17 protein-coding genes are annotated in these 18,003 nt (G+C 69.3%); 11 read left to right on the top strand and 6 right to left on the bottom strand.

Annotated features, from left to right (window positions below; translation table 11 throughout):
* Positions 1–12 precede the first annotated feature (12 nt).
* From rdgB to rph, 3 genes are read right to left on the bottom strand one after another with little or no spacing between them, the layout of a single operon-like run.
* The gene (gene rdgB, locus J7520_RS15460) at positions 13–606 is read right to left on the bottom strand and encodes an RdgB/HAM1 family non-canonical purine NTP pyrophosphatase (protein ID WP_291189991.1); all 594 of its coding nucleotides are present in this window, start codon (positions 604–606) and stop codon (positions 13–15) included.
* Positions 603–995, bottom strand: coding sequence for a VOC family protein (locus J7520_RS15455; RefSeq protein WP_291189987.1), 393 nt, complete (start codon positions 993–995; stop codon positions 603–605). Before J7520_RS15455 ends, rdgB begins: the two co-directional genes overlap by 4 nt.
* Positions 992–1,717 carry a ribonuclease PH gene (gene rph, locus J7520_RS15450; RefSeq protein ID WP_291189985.1) on the bottom strand — a complete coding sequence of 242 codons (726 nt, stop codon included), beginning with the start codon at positions 1,715–1,717 and terminating at the stop codon, positions 992–994. Before rph ends, J7520_RS15455 begins: the two co-directional genes overlap by 4 nt.
* Positions 1,718–1,787: 70 nt before the next feature.
* Between rph and J7520_RS15445 the strand changes: the two genes are divergently transcribed.
* Complete coding sequence (locus tag J7520_RS15445) at positions 1,788–2,651, top strand: YicC/YloC family endoribonuclease (protein ID WP_291189982.1); 864 nt, start codon at positions 1,788–1,790, stop codon at positions 2,649–2,651.
* A 53-nt stretch (positions 2,652–2,704) separates the two neighbouring features.
* Here the strand turns inward: J7520_RS15445 and J7520_RS15440 are convergent, their stop codons facing one another.
* Positions 2,705–5,056 carry a hypothetical protein gene (locus tag J7520_RS15440; RefSeq protein WP_291189980.1) on the bottom strand — a complete coding sequence of 784 codons (2,352 nt, stop codon included), beginning with the start codon at positions 5,054–5,056 and terminating at the stop codon, positions 2,705–2,707.
* A 107-nt stretch (positions 5,057–5,163) separates the two neighbouring features.
* Positions 5,164–7,596, bottom strand: a complete 2,433-nt coding sequence (locus J7520_RS15435) for a winged helix-turn-helix domain-containing protein (RefSeq protein ID WP_291189977.1) — start codon at positions 7,594–7,596, stop codon at positions 5,164–5,166.
* A gap of 259 nt (positions 7,597–7,855) precedes the next feature.
* On the opposite strand from J7520_RS15435, the gene gmk reads away from it, so the two are divergent.
* The 6 genes from gmk (at position 7,856) to J7520_RS15405 (ending at position 11,773) form a co-directional block, all read left to right on the top strand.
* Complete coding sequence (gmk, locus tag J7520_RS15430; protein WP_291189974.1) at positions 7,856–8,470, top strand: guanylate kinase; 615 nt, start codon at positions 7,856–7,858, stop codon at positions 8,468–8,470.
* Between the two features lie 205 nt (positions 8,471–8,675).
* Entirely contained in the window at positions 8,676–9,524 is an 849-nt protein-coding gene (locus J7520_RS15425; protein WP_291189971.1) for an ABC transporter ATP-binding protein, read from the top strand.
* The gene (gene mlaE / locus J7520_RS15420) at positions 9,521–10,291 is read left to right on the top strand and encodes a lipid asymmetry maintenance ABC transporter permease subunit MlaE (protein ID WP_291189968.1); all 771 of its coding nucleotides are present in this window, start codon (positions 9,521–9,523) and stop codon (positions 10,289–10,291) included. The genes J7520_RS15425 and mlaE overlap by 4 nt, the downstream gene beginning before the upstream one ends.
* 10 nt (positions 10,292–10,301) lie before the next feature.
* Positions 10,302–10,814 carry an outer membrane lipid asymmetry maintenance protein MlaD gene (gene mlaD, locus J7520_RS15415; protein WP_291189966.1) on the top strand — a complete coding sequence of 171 codons (513 nt, stop codon included), beginning with the start codon at positions 10,302–10,304 and terminating at the stop codon, positions 10,812–10,814.
* A 4-nt stretch (positions 10,815–10,818) separates the two neighbouring features.
* Complete coding sequence (locus tag J7520_RS15410; protein WP_291189963.1) at positions 10,819–11,460, top strand: ABC transporter substrate-binding protein; 642 nt, start codon at positions 10,819–10,821, stop codon at positions 11,458–11,460.
* The gene (locus J7520_RS15405) at positions 11,453–11,773 is read left to right on the top strand and encodes an STAS domain-containing protein (RefSeq protein WP_291189959.1); all 321 of its coding nucleotides are present in this window, start codon (positions 11,453–11,455) and stop codon (positions 11,771–11,773) included. The genes J7520_RS15410 and J7520_RS15405 overlap by 8 nt, the downstream gene beginning before the upstream one ends.
* A 29-nt stretch (positions 11,774–11,802) precedes the next feature.
* On the opposite strand, the gene J7520_RS15400 is transcribed toward J7520_RS15405, so the two are convergent.
* Positions 11,803–12,627, bottom strand: a complete 825-nt coding sequence (locus J7520_RS15400; protein WP_291189957.1) for a VacJ family lipoprotein — start codon at positions 12,625–12,627, stop codon at positions 11,803–11,805.
* Positions 12,628–12,846: 219 nt separating this feature from the next.
* Here J7520_RS15400 and rpoZ point away from each other — a divergent pair, with 219 nt between their 5' ends.
* From rpoZ to recG, 4 genes are all read left to right on the top strand, one after another.
* Positions 12,847–13,140, top strand: coding sequence for a DNA-directed RNA polymerase subunit omega (rpoZ, locus tag J7520_RS15395; protein WP_291189954.1), 294 nt, complete (start codon positions 12,847–12,849; stop codon positions 13,138–13,140).
* A 100-nt stretch (positions 13,141–13,240) separates the two neighbouring features.
* On the top strand, positions 13,241–15,370 hold the full coding sequence (locus J7520_RS15390) for a bifunctional (p)ppGpp synthetase/guanosine-3',5'-bis(diphosphate) 3'-pyrophosphohydrolase (protein ID WP_291189951.1): 2,130 nt from the start codon (positions 13,241–13,243) through the stop codon (positions 15,368–15,370).
* A gap of 94 nt (positions 15,371–15,464) precedes the next feature.
* Positions 15,465–15,848, top strand: coding sequence for a RidA family protein (locus J7520_RS15385; RefSeq protein ID WP_291189948.1), 384 nt, complete (start codon positions 15,465–15,467; stop codon positions 15,846–15,848).
* Positions 15,849–15,868: 20 nt separating this feature from the next.
* On the top strand, positions 15,869–17,983 hold the full coding sequence (gene recG, locus J7520_RS15380) for an ATP-dependent DNA helicase RecG (RefSeq protein WP_291189945.1): 2,115 nt from the start codon (positions 15,869–15,871) through the stop codon (positions 17,981–17,983).
* Positions 17,984–18,003 lie beyond the last annotated feature (20 nt).

Raw genomic sequence — 18,003 nt, 5'->3', positions numbered from 1 at the left:
CGGCCGCCGGCCTCAGGTGAGGCGTTCGAGAAGGGATTTCAATTGCGCGAGCGCCTGGCCGCGATGGCTGAGGCGATTCTTCGTCTGCGCATCGAGCTCGGCGGCGCCGAGCCCGAGCACGGGATCGAAGAAGACCGGATCGTAGCCGAACCCGTTCCCGCCGCGCGGCGCGTCGAGGATGCGGCCGTACCAGCGGCCTTCGGCGATCAGCGGCGCGGGATCGTCGGCGCTCCGGAGCAGCGCGATCGTGCAATGGAAGTGCGCCGTGCGCTGCGGTTCGTCGACGCCGCGCAATGCCTCGATCAGCTTGGCGATGTTCGCGCCGCTGTCGCCGTGGCGACCGGCGTAGCGTGCCGAATACAGTCCCGGCGCGCCGTCGAGCGCGTCGACGCAGATGCCCGAATCGTCGCCGAGCGCCGGCAGGCCGGTCATCCGCGCCGCATGACGCGCCTTCAGCAGAGCGTTCTCGACGAAGGTCGTGCCGGTCTCCTCGGCGTCGTCGACGCCGAGTTCGCCTTGCGCGACGAGCTGGACGTCGAGTCCGGCGAGGACTTCGCGCATCTCGGCCAGCTTGCCGTGGTTGCCGCTGGCGAGGACGAGCTTCATTGCGGCGGTCCGATCAGATCCCAGCGGTTGCCGTGGAGATCCTCGAACACGATCACCGTGCCGTAGGCCTCGTGGCGCGGCGCGGCGTCCATGCGTGCGCCGGCGGCGGCGAGGCGCGCATGGTCGCGCGCGAAGTCGTCGGTGTGCAGGAAGAAGCCGACGCGGCCGCCGTGCTGGCGTCCGACCGCGGCTTGCTGCTCGGGCGTGGTCGCGCGCGCCAGCAGCAGCTGGAACGCCGCGTCGGCGCTCGGCGCGACGCGCACCCAGCGCTTGCCGCCGCCGAGGTCGCTGTCTTCGATCAGCACGAAGTCGAGCGCATTCGCGAACCACGCGATCGCCTCGTCGTAGTCGTGCACCAGCAGCGCGATGTACGCGATGCGACGGCTCACTTCGCCAGCGCCTCGCGTTGTTTCGCGCACAGCTCGGTGACGCCGGCCGAGGCGAGAGCGAGCAGCGCGTCGAGTTCCTCGCGGCGGAACGCATGGCCTTCGGCCGTGCCCTGCACCTCGATGAAACCGCCACCGTCGTTCATGACGACGTTCATGTCGGTATCGCAGGCGGAGTCTTCCGCGTAGTCGAGGTCGAGCACCGGCGTGCCCTGGTAGATGCCGACCGAGACCGCGGCGACCGCGCCGAACACCGGATCGCGCTTGATCGCGTTGCGCGACTTCAGCCAGCCGATCGCGTCGACCAGCGCGACGTAGGCGCCGGTGATCGCCGCGGTGCGCGTGCCGCCGTCGGCCTGCAGCACGTCGCAGTCGAGCGTGATCGTGCGCTCGCCGAGCGCGTGGCGATCGACGCAGGCGCGCAGCGCGCGGCCGATCAGGCGCTGGATTTCCATCGTGCGGCCGCCCTGGCCGCCGCGCGCCGCTTCACGCTGCGTGCGCTGGCCGGTCGCGCGCGGCAGCATGCCGTACTCGGCCGTGACCCAGCCTTCGCCCTTGCCGCGCAGGAACGGCGGCACCTTCTCCTCGATGCTGGCGGTGCACAGCACGCGCGTGTCGCCGAAGGAGACCAGCACCGAACCTTCGGCGTGGCGCGTGTAGTGGCGTTCGATGCTGACCGGGCGCAGTTGATCGGCGCGGCGGCCGGAGGGGCGGGCGAGGCTCATGGAGGGTGCGTGTTTGGGGATCGAAGCCGCGCAGTTTACCATTGCGCCCCTTTCGTTCCGGGATACGCCGATGTTGCGCAGCATGACCGCCTTTGCCAGCGCCGAGTCCGACAGCGGTCACGGCACGCTGGCGATCGAGCTGCGCTCGGTCAATCACCGCTATCTGGAACTCGGCCTGCGCCTGCCGGACGAACTGCGTTCGCTCGAGCCGATCGTGCGCGAGCGCGTCGCGACCCGCCTCGCGCGCGGCAAGGTCGATCTCGGGCTGCGCTGGAAGCCGGCGGCTGCCGACGCGTCGACGATCGCGATCGACCAGGATCGCGTCGCGCGCCTGGCCGAGGCTGCGCACGCGTTGGGCGCGAAATTTCCGGAGATGCGCGTCGAGTTCACCTCGCTGCTGGCCTGGCCGGGCGTGCTGCTCGATCGCGATACCGATCTGGAATCGCTGCGCGAGGCGGCGCTGGCCGTGCTCGACGCGGCGCTGGACGACATGGTCGCCGCGCGCGAGCGCGAGGGTGAGCGTCTCGGCGGTTTCCTGCGCGAGCGTCTCGACGGCATCGAGCGTCTCGTCGCCGAGGTGCGCGCGCATCTGCCCGAGGTGCGCACGGCCCTGCGCGCGCGTTTCGACGCGCGCCTGGCCGAACTGAAGCAGCCGCTCGATCCGGGCCGCATCGAGCAGGAAGTCGTGCTGCAGTTGCAGCGCATCGACGTCGACGAAGAGCTCGACCGCCTGACCGCGCACGTCGCCGAGGCGCGCCGCATCTTCGGGCTGAAGGAAGCCGTCGGTCGCCGCCTCGACTTCCTGATGCAGGAGTTCAACCGCGAGGCGAACACGCTCGGCTCCAAGGCCGCCGACCCGCGCACGACCAAGGCCGCGGTCGAGTTGAAGGTTCTGATCGAGCAGATGCGCGAGCAAATCCAGAATTTGGAGTGATCCCGGAACCGAAGCCGCCGCAGCTTGGTGCCGCGGCGGCCGGCTGATGTTTTTCAGTTCACCGTGAACGTGACCGGGACCGCGACGCGCCGCTGGGTCGCGTCGTTGTTCGTCACGCAGAGGTGGCTGCGATAGATGCCCGCGTCGAGACTCGACGCATCGAAGGTGACGCCGACCGGCGTGCTGTCGCCGGCGGCGGTGGAGCCGCGCGTCGCGCTGAAGCTCAGCCACGGCACCGGATCGGGATACGCGCAGACGCCGCCGAGGCGCGCGATCGCGAATGCCGCCAATTGGGTCTCGCTCGGGCTGGTGCCGATGGGGGCGACCTCGGTCAGCGCGCCGCTCGCGGTGTCGATCGTGTACATCTCCGCCTGGCCCGTGCTGGCGTCGAACGCCGAGTAGTAGAGCGTGGCGGTGTAGTCGTCGAAGTCCAGGCCCTGGGCGTAGTTCGCGTCGAAACCGAGCGAGCCGATCACGGCGGCGGCGCCGCTGCTCTTGTCGATCGCGACGAAGTCGTCGGCGAGGATGTCGATGCCGTACATCAGACCGTCGGCGTCGACGGCGAGGCCGGAGACCAGCGCGCCGGTGCCCTGGCCGGGCCCGGGTATTCCGATGCCGCCGATCGCTCCGACCAGGGTCGGCGTCGCGGTCAGCGGATCGATCGTGTAGAGGAACGACTGCGTGCCGTCGCGTCCCTGCTGGTAGGCGATCGCGTACAACGTGGCGCTGGTCGGGTCCCAGGCGAGCCCGCTCCAGCTGATGCCGGAGCCACCCAGCAGGGCCGCGGTGCCGACGAGGTCGATGGCGCCGCTGGCGGTGTCGATCGTCAACAGGTGCGTGGTGTAGTAGTCGAGCGCATAGAGCTTGCCGAAGTTTTCGTCGACGAAGGCGCCGGCGGTCAGGATCAGGTCGCCGACGCTCGCCACCGGCGTCAGATCGGTCGGGTTGGCGGCATCCAGTCCCACCAGCGAAGCGGAGTCGAGGTCGATTCCGAACGCGGCGACCGGAGCCGCCAGCGGTAGCGGTTCGGCCCGGGCGTCGGTCGCCGGGGCAGAGAGGCGATGCGAGCGCGGCGCCGGCAGCGCGCTGCTCGACGCCGGGTCGCCGAACGGGCGCGTGATGCGCGGGACTCGCGGGAAGTGCGCGTTCGAGGCGATGGAGCCGAGGTTCCAGGTCAGCGGACGGTCGCCGATGTTGCCGATCGTCAGCGTGCCGCTGGTCGACGCCCCGGCCGCCGCACTGACGTCGAACTGGCCCGGCGTCACGACGATCTGCGGCACGCCGACGGCGACTTCGACCTGCTCGCTTGCCGTGAGGGCGACCGGTGTCGTCGGCGAGAACAGGATCGCCTTGCCGGCACTGACCGATGCCTGCTTGTAGGAATACTGCAGCGCCGCGGGAACGCCGTCCGGCGCGTTCAGGCCGATCGTGGCGGTGATGCCGTCGTCGCGCTGCGGATCGCCGACGCTGGTATCGGCGTACTGGAACAGGATCTGGTCGCTGCCTTCGTACAGCACGGCTTCGAAGGTCGCGCTGTCTTGTTGAATGCCGCCGATCATGACCGGCAGGTTGAACCACTCCACCACGAAGCGCCGGTTCGGCGCGGTGCCGAGCGTCGCGTAGTAGATGTTGCCGTCCTCGGGCTGCTGGTAATAGATGTCCGTCCAGTACGGCAGGATCGCCGGGCCGATGGCCGTGCTGGGCAGCGGCGTGTTCTCCTGCGTGAAGAACACCGACTCCAGGTCGAACAACAGGCCGCCGTTGTAGCCGATCATGATCTGGTCGGCGGTCAGTCCGTAGAACGTGAAGGGGAAACCGATGTCCGCCGGCACGGCGTGGTCGTCGAATTCCAGGTTCAGCGGCGTGCCGGTGGCGGTGATGTCGACGAAGTCGTAGCGGCCCGACGCCCCGCTCGCATCGAAGCCGTCGTGGAAGATCGCGTCCGGATCCAGCGTGCCGTCGCCGTAGGCGTAGCCCGGATGCACGTCGTAGGCGTTCCAGGTCGACACCGGCGACTGCGATTGCCGGGCGGTGACGATGCGGTTGAACTGGTGGCTCGCGCCGGGGGCGAGGGTGACCGGGACCGCGCTGAGGATCGAACCGGCGACGTCGTCGTCGAGGCTCTGGTAGTTCAGCGCGACATCGGACTGGTTGGTGACGCGGTAGCAGAAATTGACCAGGTCGAGCCGGGTCGCTTCGATCCGGGTGTCGCTGCCGCAGGCGCCTTCGGATACGTCGGTGCCGAGCGTGACGCGGAGGTCGATGCCTTGCAGCGGTCGTCCCGCGGCCGGTTGGCCAGTCGCCGCGAGGCCGGCGAGGAGGGACAAGGCCAGGCCGGCGATGCGCGCCGGCCGGTGGTCGGGATCGGATGTCGCCGTCGCCGGTTCGAACCACGTGAATCGCATGCTGCCTCCAAAGGAAGGCCGTCGGCACGGCCGTTCGGTGCGGCGAGCATGCGGCGGCACTGCCGCAATGGCCATTAGTCGAGCATTAGCGTTTTATTGCGCCACGTTTATCCATTTGTAGAAACAGGGATTTTCGCCTCTTCCGCATCGCTGGCCGCGGACGCCTCGCCCTCGAGCGTCGCCGACCAGCGCTGGCCGGCCAGCTGGCGTGCGCGCGTGAAATACGAGCGCGCCAGCACGCTGTCGCGGCGAGCGGCGGCGACGCGGGCCAGCGTCAAGGCGCTGGTGAAATCCTCGTCCGCGTGAGGCCCGAGCGGACGGGCGGTCTCGGCGGCGGCGTCGATCCGGCCCTGCGCGAGCTGGAACCGGGCGAACGGGACGGCCGCGTCGCGCAGCACGATCGGCGCGCCGAAGTCGCGGGCGAGCGACAGCGCCTGCGAGTACAGCTCGTCGGCGCGCGCCGCCCGTTCCTGGCTGGCCTGCCATTGCGCCTGCGCGGCGAGCGCGTGCACGCGCGCCGGCACCAGCGCGTTCGCCGGGAGCCAGATCGCCGCGTCGTCCGCGAGCGCGCGGGCTGCGTTCCGGTCCTGTCCCGCCAGTGCCGACAGCAGGACCGCCGCCGTTTCCAGGCGCAAGTCGGCGGAGCTGCGCGACTCGAGTCCGGCGCGGATCGAGCCGGCAAGGCGGATCGCCGCGGGCGCGTCGCCGAGCGCGAGCAGGCTGCGCGCCTGGTCCAGGCGGACGTCGACCACGGCGTCGTAGTTCGCGTCCGACGCCGATTCGGCGGCCAGACGCGCAAGCTCGCTGCGTGCCTCCTCGAGTGCGCCCGTCTCGACCAGCACGGTGACGTAGGCGACGATGCCGAAGCGGTGCAACGCCGGGTAATCGAGCCGACGCAGGCGCGGCAGCAGTGCGCGCAGATTTTCCAGCGCGAGCGCGTGCTGCAGCAGGTACTCGTGCGATTGCGCGATGTTCAGGCGCGAGCCGAGCTCGGTCTCGTTCGAGCCGATCGCCGCCGCAATCGCGGCGGCCTGTTCGTAGCGCAGCAGCGCATCGGCGAGACGGCCGCGCTGCGCGGCGACGTAGCCGAGTCCGTCGACGACGCGGGCGAGCACCAGGCGATCGCCGATCGGCGCCAGGGCCAGCCGCGCGTTGAGGTAGCTCGTTTCGGCGCCGTCGAGGTCGTTGCGCACGGCCTGGGCGATGCCGAGGCCACGCCAGGCGAGGCCGCTGACGCGTCGGTCGTCGTGAGCGCGCAGCAGGGTCAGGCTGCGCCGGAAATCCGTCTCGGCCAGGTCCGGGCGGCCGGCGGCCAGCTCGCAGTCGCCGAGCGCCGTCCATGCTTCGGGCAACCAGCGCGGCGTCGGTGTCGTCACCGCACCGTCGATCAGAGTGCGCAGCGCAGCGGCGGCCTCGTCGGCGCGGCCGAGCTGGATCAGCGCCTCGGTACGCAACAAGGCGACCTCCGGCGCCGCCGCGACGCTCGGATCGGCGCGATCGGCCAGCGCCAGCGCGCGGCCGTTCTGGCCTTCCAGGGTGGCGGCCTTCATGCGGGCGCTGAGGGCGAGCACCTGCGGCGACGGCGCGTCGTGCTCGTTCGCGGGCGCGCCGGGAGCGAACAGTTCGCGCAGATCCCGCGCCAGCGCGCCGGCGGCGGCGATCGGATCGGCGGCGCTGGCGCTGACGATCTGCGAATTGCCGCCGGCGTCGCGCACGGTCGCGTGCAGCAGCCAGGCATCGCCGGAACGAACCGCCTCGGTGGCGACGACGACGCTGGCGCCGGTTTCCCGGAGCAATTGCGCCATGTCGCTCGCGGGCGCGTGCGCGACGGCGGCGAGCGCGGTCTCGTCGGGCACGACGGCGTGGCCCGGAACGTCGGCCAGCGCCTGCGCGTTCAGCGACATCACGCCGAGGCGCATCCATCCATCTTCGGCGACGTCGCCCTGGACCTGCGTCGGCAGGACCAGGATCAGTCCCGCGGTCGTTGCGGCGGCATCGGGCTGCCGGTGCCGGCCGAGGAACCGTTGCGCCGCGACGGCGAACGCGACCAGCAGCAAGGTTCCGATCGCGACGGCGACGCGACGCCGGCGCGGTGCGGGCCGTATTGCCTGTGTCGCGGACGCCGACGGCGGCGCGGCGATGTCCTCGTCGGCATCGCTCGGCGGCGGCGCTTCCGCGCGTTCGCGCATCGCGACGGCGGGCGGCGGCGGCATGCCGACGATCGTCGCGCACTCCTCGGTATCGGCGACCCACTGATAGCCGAATCGCGGAATGGTGCGGATGTAATGCTGCACGCTGCCGTCGTCGCCGAACGCGCGCCGCGCCTTCAGCACGGCTTGCGCCAGCAGCGCCTCGCCGGCGTCGGAACGTCCCCACACGGCGGCGATGAGCTCGTCGCGGCCGACGGCGCGCCGGCGGTGTTCGACCAGGTAGGCGATGACGTCGAACACGCGCAGGCCGACGGCGAGATCGAGTCCGTCGCGCGTCAGGCGGCGCGACTCGGTAACCAGATCGTGACGGTCGAAACGATAGGCGGGCATTTCCTGCGTCACATGCTCGGCGAATGCGGCATGCGAACGCCGGCCGCCGCGATGGACGGATGACTGCGCTGGCGCCGCGGCGGCGATCTGCGCATAGGATGCCAGATTCGCCGGTGCGTTCGCGGCGGCGATCGCGAAGGTGCTGATACCATTGGCGGATGAATTCCGCCTCTCGCATCCTCGCTGGGTTCCCCGAGTCGTTTCCACGCAGCTCACGCCGATACCGCCGCGACTGCGCGGCCGACGCGTAGGTCGGCGCATGAGCGGAACCCTCTACATCGTCGCGGCGCCCTCCGGCTCGGGCAAGACCAGCCTGGTCAACGCCTTGCTCGAGCGCGAGCCGGGCATCAGTCTGTCGGTGTCCTACACCTCGCGTCTGCCGCGGCCGGGCGAGATCGACGGCAAGCACTACCACTTCGTCTCGCGCGAGGTGTTCGAGCGCATGGCCGCGGCCGGGATGTTCTACGAGTACGCGAACGTGCATGGCGACCTGAAGGGCACGGCGCGCAACGCCGTCGAGCCGCTGCTGGCGGCCGGCAACGACGTGCTGCTCGAGATCGACTGGCAGGGCGCGCGCCAGGTGCGCGCGGCGTGCCCGGACAGCGTCAGCGTGTTCATCCTGCCGCCGTCGCGCGCGGAGCTCGAACGCCGGTTGCGCGCGCGTGCGTCCGACAGCGCCGAGACGATCGCGCGCCGACTCGGCGATTCGCGCGAGGAGATCGCGCACGCCGGCGACTTCGATTTCATCGTCGTCAACGACCAGTTCGCCGATGCGCTGGCCGACCTGCGCGCGATCGTCGCCTGCCAGCGTCTGCGCCGATCCGCCCAGCTGTCGCGGCACGCCGTGCTGATCGGCGACCTGCTGAAATCGTGAACGGAAAAAAGCGGCCGAGGACGGCCGCGATCGAATCCTCCGCAGGTGAATTACACAGGGCCGTGCGGCGGAGCCGAGCGTGCGAAGCCGGGACGAAGCGAACGAGCCGACACGTGCGTCGCGTCTGGCGGCGGAACGTCCGCATCGGCTAAGGTAGCCCCGCCGCGCGGTTCGCGCGCCCTTCCTCATCACGGATCGAGCACGAGTGAGCGCAGCCAACGCCCCAGAACGGACCGACGCCCTCGTCCAGGTGCGCGGCCTCAGCACGGAGCTGAACGGCAAGACGATCTTCGACCGGCTCGACCTCGACGTCCCACGCGGCAAGATCACCGCGATCATGGGGCCGAGCGGCACCGGCAAGACGACCTTGCTCCGCCACATCACCGGCCAGCTGATGCCGGACGCCGGCGAGATCCGCGTCGACGGCCACAACGTGCCCACGCTGGCGCGCGGCGAGCTGTTCGATCTGCGCGAGAAGATCGGCTATCTGTTCCAGAACTCGGCCCTGCTGACCGATTTCACGGTGTTCGAGAACGTCGCCTTTCCGCTGCGTCAGCACCTGAAGCTGCCGGAAGAAATCCTGCGCAACATCGTGCTGACCAAGCTGCAGGCGGTCGGCCTGCGCGGCGCCGCCGAGCTGATGCCGAGCGAGCTGTCCGGCGGCATGGCGCGGCGCGTGGCGCTGGCGCGCGCGATCGTGCGTGATCCGATGCTGATCCTCTACGACGAGCCGTTCGTCGGCCTCGATCCGATCGCGCTGAACCAGATCCTGAAATTGATCCGCACGCTCAACGACACGCTCGGCATCACCAGCATCCTGGTCGCGCACGAGTTCGCCGCGGTCGGCCGCGCCGCCGACCACGTCTACCTGATCGCCGGCGGCAAGGTCGCCGCGCAAGGCACGCCGGCCGAGCTGGCGCGCGGCGAATCGGACTGGACCCGGCAGTTCTTCGGCGGCGAAGCGGACGGCCCGGTGCCGTTCCAGTATCCGGCGCGCGACTACGCGGCCGATCTCGGATTCCCGCCGTCCGGGCGGACGGAGCGGGCGCGATGAGCGCGACGCGTCCCCGTCCGTCGCGCATCGGCGACGCGCTGGCGCAGGTCGGCGCCTGCGGCCTGTTCCTGTTCCAGCTGATCGGCGCGATCCCGAAGAGCCTGCGCCACATCAAGGAGACGATCCGGCAGGTCTGGTTCGTCGGCGCGATGAGCCTGGTCATCATCATGACCTGCGGCCTGTTCGTCGGCATGGTGCTCGGCCTGCAGCTGTACGACGTGCTGTCGCGCTTCGGCAGCGCGGCGATGAGCGGCACCGTGGTCGCGCTGGCGTTGTATCGCGAGCTCGGGCCGGTGGTGACCGCGCTGCTGTTCGCCGGCCGCGCCGGCACCTCGATCACGGCCGAGATCGGCCTGATGCGCGCGACCGACCAGCTCGCCGCGATGGAAATGATGGCGGTCGACCCGCTCGCCTACGTGGCGACGCCGCGCTTCCTCGCCGGCATCGTCGCGATGCCGCTGCTGGTCTGCGTCTTCAACGCGCTGGCGATTCTCGGCGCGCACGTCGTCTGCGTGACCTGGCTCGGCCTCGACAACGGTACGTTCTGGTCGAACATGACCACGAACGTCGACGTCTGGACCGACGTCGTCAATGGCGTCTGGAAGAGCGCGGCGTTCGGCGCCGTGGTCGCCCTGATCGCCGTGTTCCAGGGCTACACCACGCCGCCGACCAGCGAGGGCGTGGCCTACGCGACCACACGCACGGTCGTGTTCTCCTCGATCGCCGTGTTGGCGCTCGATTTCGTGATGACCGCATTCCTGACCTGAGATTGAAGTCATGGCTCAACGACGTTCCTACCAAGTCGGCACCGGCCTGTTCATCCTGCTCGGCTTCGCCGCGCTGGCCTATCTGGCGACGCAGACGACCTCGGTGGCGAACTTCCGCCAGGGCGACACCTACACGCTGAAGGCGAGCTTCACCAACATCGGCCAGCTGAAGCTGCGGTCGCCGGTGAAGCTGGCCGGCGTGCGCATCGGTTCGGTCTCGGCGATCGAACTCGATCCGGTCAAGCTGCAGGCGAGCGTGAAGCTCTCGATCGACCGGCACTACAGCGAGCTGCCGGACGATTCCTCGGCGGCGATATTCACCAGCGGTTTACTGGGCGATCAGTACGTTGGCGTCCAGCCCGGCGGCTCGCCGGACATGTTCAAGGACGGCGACGAATTCCTGCTCACGCAGTCGTCGCTGCAGCTCGAGGACCTGATCGGCAAGTTCCTCGTCAGCGGTTCGCCGAAACCGGCGGAGCAGGACGCCGCCAAGCCGTCTGCCGACAACCACCAGAAGGAGTGACTCCATGTTGCGCACCATCGGTCTCGCGTTCGTTCTGCTGCTCGGCGTCGCCGTGTTGCCGCCGGCGCATGCCGCGGCGGATCCGCAGACGGTCGTGCAGACCATCGCCGACGATCTGGCCAAGGCGATCGAAGGCCATCAGTCCGAGCTGAAGAACGATCGCGAGAAGCTGCTGAAGGTCATCGACGGCATCCTGCTGCCGCATTTCGACATCGACTACGCGTCGATCCTCGTGCTCGGCCAGTACGCGCGTGCCGCCACGCCGGAACAGCGTGCCCGCTTCGCCAAGGCGTTCTACGAGTCGATCACGCATCGCTACGCCGAAGGCCTCCTGAACTACACCAAGGGCCGCGTGAAGGTGCTGCCGAGCCGCGGCGACACCAACGACAAGAAGACGATCGTGCGCACCCAGGTCACGCTCGACGACGGCAAGCCGATCGCGGTCGACTACGCGTTCCGCAAGACGTCGAGCGGCGAGTGGAAGGCCTACGACGTGATCGTCGAAGGCATCTCCTACGTCACCAACTACCGCAACCAGGTCGCGGCGGAGATCCAGAAGTCCAGCCTCGACGCGCTGATCAAGCGTCTCGAGACGCAGGGCGTGGACGCGCTGAAGACCATGGAAAAAGAGCAGCAAGGTGGCTGATCGCGCCGCCGAGGCGTTGCGCATCGAGCGCGTCGACGCGACGCGCGTGCGCGTCAGCGGCGTGCTCGGTTTCGCCGAGGCGGGTACGGCCTACAAGCGTTCCGACGAGGTGTTCGGCAACGGCGGCGGCGGTGCGGTCGAGCTGGACGTGTCCGGCCTGCAGCGCGTCGACAGCGCGACGCTCGCGGTCCTGCTCGCCTGGGCTGCACGCGCCGCGACTTCCGGGCGATCGCTGCGGCTCGCCGGCACGCCTTCCGGGCTGCGTGCCCTGGCGCACCTGTGTGGGGTGGAGCCGCTGCTCGGCATCGCCTGAGCCTTCCGGCGCGGCACTTCCCGCCGCGCCTACTTCGTGTCGCCGCCGTTCTTCTTCTGCTGCTCGTACTCGTGCTGCTGTTTCAGCAGCTCGTCGATGTCGACGTCGTCCGTGCCCTGCATCTGCTCGATCAGCTCGGTCGGCGGATTGCGGTCGTAGATGTCGTACAGGCGGCGCTGGCGATAGGCGTCGCGATAGAAGACGTAGGGATCGTAGACGCCTTCGAGCAGGCTCTCGGCGTCGATCGCGCGCGCGCGCAGGGTGACGAGATACGCCAGGTTCGGGCCGTAGCGCTGCAGGAAGGCGTAGTCGTCGTGCTCGCGCGCATACCAGCCGAGCGGATCGAAGTAGTTGTCGACCGGCATGCGCCACACGTCGCGCACGGTGGTCGAGCCGATCAGCGGCAATACCAGGTACGGACCTTCCGGCAGGCCCCACTTGGCCAGGGTGACGCCGAAATCGGTGTTGTCCGGCGGCAGGCTCATCTCGCTGGCCGGGTCGAACAGGCCGAGGAAGCCGAGCGTGGTGTTGATCGCGAAGCGCCCGGTGTTGCGCAGTGCCGACGTCGGCTCCGCCTGCAGCACGTCGTTGACGATCGTGATCGGCATCTTGATGTTGGCGAAGAAGTTCGACACCACGCGGCGCATGTTCGGCGTGGTGATCTTGCGATAACCGACCGCGACCGGGCGGATCACCGCCTTGTCGGCCGCGTCGTTGAACGCGTACATCTTGCGGTTGAAGCCTTCCCACGGGTCGTCCGTGCGCGGCTTGGCGATGGTGCAGCCGGCCAGGAAGGCGACGCTGGCAGCCAGCAGACCCGCGCGCAGGCGGGCGAAATCGGTTGTGGATCGCATCGATACTCGTCTCGGTGGCGCGGGGCGTCTGGGCGCTTTCGCCACGGGTAGTCCCTTTCCGCGCGGCTAGGCTACGCGAATTGGGGCTCTCGGTGCACTACACAAGAGCCAGGATTTTCCCGGCGATCCCTGTCTTGTTTGCGCCGCACAAATCCAGGACGCTACAATGGGCTCCGCTAAAGCCATGAATTGGCTTTGATTTCGTTTCGGAGATTTCGGATGGCACGCATCACCGTGGAAGATTGCCTCGAAGTGGTCGACAACCGCTTCGAGCTGGTACTGATGGCGACCAAGCGCGCACGCCAGCTCGCCAAGGGCGCGACGGCGGCCGTGGACGCCCACAACGACAAGCCGACCGTGCTCGCGCTGCGCGAGATCGCCGATCGCAAGGTCGACCAGACCATGATCGACGAGATCGATCGCCAGGAGCGCGAACGCAAGGAACGCGAAGCACTGGAGTGGGCCGCGGCCGAGGTCGACGACGATCTGAGCAAGGGCGGCGACGACCTCTGATGGACGCCTGGCGCCGCCCGTCTCGACTTCCCTGCGAGGCCGCCTGAAGGGCGACGCCACCATGGCCACGACTGCGGCCCGGCCCACGCGGACGCCGACGGTGGCCCAGCCTCCCGCCGACGTGCGGGCGCTCGAGCAGCAGCTCGCGGTCTATCTTCCGGCCGAGCAGGTCGCACGCGTGCGCCGCGCCTACGAGATCGGCGCGCTCGCCCACGCCGGGCAGACGCGCAAGAGCGGTGAACCCTACATCACCCATCCGGTCGCGGTCGCCAGCATCCTCGCCGACCTCGGTCTCGACGCCGAAACGATCATCGCGGCGATCCTGCACGACACGCTGGAGGACACCCAGCTGACCTCGGAGCAGATCGCCGCCGAGTTCGGCACCACCGTGGTCGAGCTCGTCGACGGCGTGACCAAGCTCGACAAGGTGCGCTTCCGCAGCCGCCAGGAAGCCGCCGCGGAGAGCTTCCGCAAGATGCTGCTGGCGATGGCGCGCGACCTGCGCGTGATCCTGATCAAATTGGCCGACCGCCTGCACAACATGCGCACGCTCGGCGCGATGGAAGCGGAAGCGCGACGGCGCATCGCGCGCGAGACGCTGGAAATCTACGCGCCGATCGCGCAGCGGCTCGGCATGAACCGCTTCAAGTCCGAACTGCAGGATCTCGGCTTCCGCGCGCTGCATCCGGACCGCCACCGCGTCATCGCCGAGCGCATCCGTGCCGTGCTCGGCAACCGTCGCGAGGCGATGGCGCGCATCGAGGCGGCGTTGAACGCGCGGCTCGAATCCGAGCACGTCGCCCATCGCGTCATCAGCCGCATCAAATCGCCGTACAGCATCTATTCGAAGATGCAGAACGAGCACAAGTCGTTCGCCCAGGTCATGGACGTGTACGGCTTCCGCGTCGTCGTCGACAGCGTGCCGCACTGCTATCACGCGCTCGGCGCCGTGCACGGCCTGTACAAGCCGCTCGACGGACGTTTCCGCGACTTCATCGCGATCCCGAAGGCGAACGGCTACCAGTCGCTGCACACGGTGCTGTTCGGCCCGTTCGGCGCGCCGATCGAGATCCAGATCCGCACCGAGGACATGGACGCGGTGGCCGAGCGCGGCGTCGCCGCGCACTGGGCCTACAAGACCGACGCGACGCCGGCCAACAGCGCCCAATCGAGAGCGCGCGAATGGGTGTCGAACCTGGTCGACCGCCAGACGCAGACGCCTTCCTCGCTGGAATTCATCGAGAACGTCAAGGTCGACCTGTTCCCGGACGAGGTCTACCTGTTCACGCCGAAGGGCGCGATCCTCGCATTGCCGCGCAACGCGACCGCGCTCGACTTCGCCTACTTCGTGCACACCGACGTCGGCGACCACGCGGTCGCCGCGCGCGCGGACAAGAAGCTCGTACCGCTGCGCACGCGCCTGGTCAGCGGCCAGACCGTCGAGATCGTCACCGCGCCGTCGGCGAGCCCGAGCCCGCAATGGCTCGAATGGGTCGTGTCCGGCCGCGCGCGCACGGCGATCCGCCATCATCTGAAGCGCCTGCAGCACGAGGACGCCGTCGACTTCGGCCACCGCATGCTCGACCGCGCGCTCGACGCGCTGGACGCTTCGCTCGAGAGCCTGCCGCACGCGGCACTCGATCGCTATCTGGCCGAGCAGAAATACAAGCGGCTGGAAGAACTGCTGGCCGACATCGCGCTCGGCAATCGCGTCGCCGACACCGTCGCGCAGGCGCTGCTCAGCGGTCACGGCGAAACGCTGCAGGCGGTGCGTCCGCAGAGCAGCGAGAAGATCCTGATCAGCGGCGCCGAGCGCGGCGTGCTGAGTTTCGGCAACTGCTGCCACCCGGTGCCCGGCGACGACATCATGGGCTATCTGTCCGCCGGCAAGGGCATCGTCGTGCATCGGCTCGAATGCCCGAACGTACCGGAGCTGCGCAAGGCGCCGGAGCGCTGCATCGAAATCGCCTGGGACAAGGAAGTGCAGGGCGACTACCGCATCGAACTGCGTATCGAGGTCGCCAACAAGCCGGGCGTGCTCGCGCAGGTCGCCGCGGCGATCGCCGACGCCGGTTCCAACATCGAGAACGTCGAGTACAAGGAACGCGACCTGATGACCGCGACGATGCTGTTCACGATCGAGGTGCGCAATCGCAAGCATCTCGCCGACGTGATGCGTCGCGTGCGTCGCCTGCAGGTCGTCACGGCGGTGCGGCGGCATCCCGTCTAGGGTTGCGAGATTCGCGGCATCGGGATCCGGACGGAGCTGCCTATTGCGGCGGCGGTTGGCTATTCTTCGCCAACCCTCCACTCAGGCGTCCCCCATGTCCCGCACCATCGTCCACAGCGATCACGCCCCCAAGGCGATCGGCCCGTATTCGCAGGCCGTGCGCATCGGCAGCACGCTCTACACCTCCGGTCAGACGCCGCTCGATCCGGCCACGGGCAAGCTCGTCGAAGGCGACATCGGCGCGCAGGCGCGCCAGGTCTTCGAGAACCTCAAGGCGGTGCTGACGGCGGCGGGCGCGTCGTTCGACCAGGTCGTGCGCGTCGGCATCTACCTGACCGATCTGGGCAACTTCGCCGCCGTCAACGACGTCATGAAGCAGTATTTCCGCGAGCCGTTCCCGGCACGCTCGACGATCGGCGTCGCCGCGCTTCCGCTCGGTGCCCAGGTCGAAATCGACATGATCGCGGCGTTCGACTGACGCCGCATCGCCGTCCGGGCATGTCGCGCACTCCTGTCAGGTCCGCCCGCGCCTCGCCGGTGGACGTCGGCGGCGCGCCGGTTTCGGACCTGCCCGGTGTCGGTCCCGCCTTGCGCGAAACGCTGCGCAAGCTCGGGCTCGAGCGCGTGCAGGACCTCTGGTTCCATCTGCCGCTGCGCTACGAGGATCGCACGCGCATCACGCCGATCCGCGACCTGCGCATCGGCGAGAGCGCCCAGGTCGAAGGCGTCGTCGAAGCGGTCGAGCGCGGCTTCCGCTATCGGCCGCAGCTGCGCGTCGCCCTCGGCGACGAATCGCGTGCGACGCTGACCTTGCGCTTCTTCCATTTCAACCGCGCGCAGGCCGAGCAGTTCGCGCCCGGCGCGCGCTTCGTCTGCTACGGCGAGATCCGTCACGGTGCGCACGGCCTGGAGATCGTGCATCCGGCCTATCGGCGCGTGCTCGGCGATGCGCCGGCCACGACCGAGGATCGGTTGACGCCGATCTATCCGACCACCGACGGACTCGGCCAGAAGCGGCTCGCCGGTGTGATCGAGCGCGCGCTCGAGCGCCTGCCGCCGGACGAGATCCTCGAGCTGATTCCGTCCGACTTGCGCGAACCGCTGCGGCTCGCTTCGTTGCGCGAGGCGCTGCTGACCGTGCATCGGCCGGCGCCGGACGTCGACATCCCCGCGCTCGCCTCGGGCCGCCATCCGGCGCAGCAGCGGCTCGCGTTCGAAGAACTGCTCACCCACCACCTCGGCCTCAAGCGCTTGCGCGCCCAGGTGCGTCGCCATTCGGCCCCGGTGCTCACCGGCGACGGTCGTTTGCGCCGCGCCCTGCGCGCGCAGCTGCCGTTCGCGCTGACCTCGGCGCAGCAGCGCGTCGTCGCCGAAATCGAACGCGATCTCGGTGTCGCGGCGCCGATGCTGCGTCTGGTGCAGGGCGACGTCGGTTCCGGCAAGACCGTCGTTGCCGCGCTGACTGCGCTGGCGGCGGTCGAGGCCGGCTTCCAGGCCGCCCTGGTCGCGCCGACGGAGCTGCTGGCCGAGCAGCATTGGCGCAATTTCCAGAAGTGGATGGAGCCGCTCGACCTCCGGCCGGTGTGGCTGTCCGGCAAGGTGCAGGGCCGCGCACGCGAGAGCGCGCGCGCCGCCGTCGCCGAGGGCGCGCCGATCGTGATCGGCACGCACGCGCTGATCCAGGAAGGCGTCGCGTTCCGTCATCTCGGCCTCGCGATCATCGACGAGCAGCACCGCTTCGGCGTGCACCAGCGCCTGACGCTGCGCGAGAAAGGGCGCACCGGCGACGTCGTGCCGCACCAGCTCGTGCTGACCGCCACGCCGATCCCGCGCACGCTGGCGATGACGGCGTACGCCGATCTCGACGTTTCGGTCATCGACGAGCTGCCGCCGGGGCGTACGCCGGTGCAGACCGTGGCGATCTCGAACGCGCGCCGCGGCGAAGTGATCGAGCGCATCCGCGCGGCGTGTTCGGAAGGGCGGCAGGCGTACTGGGTCTGCACCTTGATCGAGGAATCCGAGCAGCTCGAGGCGCAGGCGGCCGAAGTCGCGTTCGCCGAACTCACGGCGGCGCTGCCGGAGCTGCGCATCGGTCTGGTGCATGGACGTCTGAAGCCGAAAGAGAAGCAGGCTGCGATGGCGCAGTTCGGCAACGGCGAGCTGCGCGTGCTGGTGGCGACGACGGTGATCGAGGTCGGCGTCGACGTGCCGAACGCGAGCCTCATGGTGATCGAGAACGCCGAACGTCTCGGCCTGGCGCAACTGCATCAGCTGCGCGGACGCGTCGGCCGCGGCAGTACGGCGTCGAGTTGCGTGCTGCTGTACCAGACACCGCTGTCGCAGATGGCGCGTGCGCGATTGGAAGTCATGCGCGAGACCAGCGACGGCTTCCGCATCGCCGAGAAGGATCTGGAGTTGCGTGGTCCCGGAGAGATGCTCGGCACGCGCCAGACCGGACAGCTGCAGTTCCGCGTCGCCGATCTCGCGCGCGACGCCGCGCTGCTGCCGGCCGTGCAGCGCGTCGGCGAGGCGATGTTGCGCGATCACGCGGATCTCGCCGAGAAGTTGATGGCGCGCTGGATCGGCGGTTCGGCCAGATTCGCCGGCGCTTGACCGATTCATCGCGGGATGCG

Origin of the sequence: Dokdonella sp. (assembly GCF_017744955.1) — a bacterium.
GTDB lineage: Bacteria > Pseudomonadota > Gammaproteobacteria > Xanthomonadales > Rhodanobacteraceae > Dokdonella_A.
This window is presented reverse-complemented; position numbering and strand designations above follow the sequence as displayed.

What these genes read in the sequence shown, in the direction of transcription:
- rdgB (WP_291189991.1), bottom strand. Translation starts at nt 606, where the DNA reads ATGAAGCTCGTCCTCGCCAGCGGCAACCACGGCAAGCTGGCCGAGATG.
- rph (WP_291189985.1), bottom strand. Translation starts at nt 1,717, where the DNA reads ATGAGCCTCGCCCGCCCCTCCGGCCGCCGCGCCGATCAACTGCGCCCG.
- J7520_RS15445 (WP_291189982.1), top strand. Translation starts at nt 1,788, where the DNA reads ATGTTGCGCAGCATGACCGCCTTTGCCAGCGCCGAGTCCGACAGCGGT.
- J7520_RS15440 (WP_291189980.1), bottom strand. Translation starts at nt 5,056, where the DNA reads ATGCGATTCACGTGGTTCGAACCGGCGACGGCGACATCCGATCCCGAC.
- J7520_RS15435 (WP_291189977.1), bottom strand. Translation starts at nt 7,596, where the DNA reads ATGCCCGCCTATCGTTTCGACCGTCACGATCTGGTTACCGAGTCGCGC.
- gmk (WP_291189974.1), top strand. Translation starts at nt 7,856, where the DNA reads ATGAGCGGAACCCTCTACATCGTCGCGGCGCCCTCCGGCTCGGGCAAG.
- mlaE (WP_291189968.1), top strand. Translation starts at nt 9,521, where the DNA reads ATGAGCGCGACGCGTCCCCGTCCGTCGCGCATCGGCGACGCGCTGGCG.
- mlaD (WP_291189966.1), top strand. Translation starts at nt 10,302, where the DNA reads ATGGCTCAACGACGTTCCTACCAAGTCGGCACCGGCCTGTTCATCCTG.
- J7520_RS15410 (WP_291189963.1), top strand. Translation starts at nt 10,819, where the DNA reads ATGTTGCGCACCATCGGTCTCGCGTTCGTTCTGCTGCTCGGCGTCGCC.
- J7520_RS15400 (WP_291189957.1), bottom strand. Translation starts at nt 12,627, where the DNA reads ATGCGATCCACAACCGATTTCGCCCGCCTGCGCGCGGGTCTGCTGGCT.
- rpoZ (WP_291189954.1), top strand. Translation starts at nt 12,847, where the DNA reads ATGGCACGCATCACCGTGGAAGATTGCCTCGAAGTGGTCGACAACCGC.
- J7520_RS15385 (WP_291189948.1), top strand. Translation starts at nt 15,465, where the DNA reads ATGTCCCGCACCATCGTCCACAGCGATCACGCCCCCAAGGCGATCGGC.
- recG (WP_291189945.1), top strand. Translation starts at nt 15,869, where the DNA reads ATGTCGCGCACTCCTGTCAGGTCCGCCCGCGCCTCGCCGGTGGACGTC.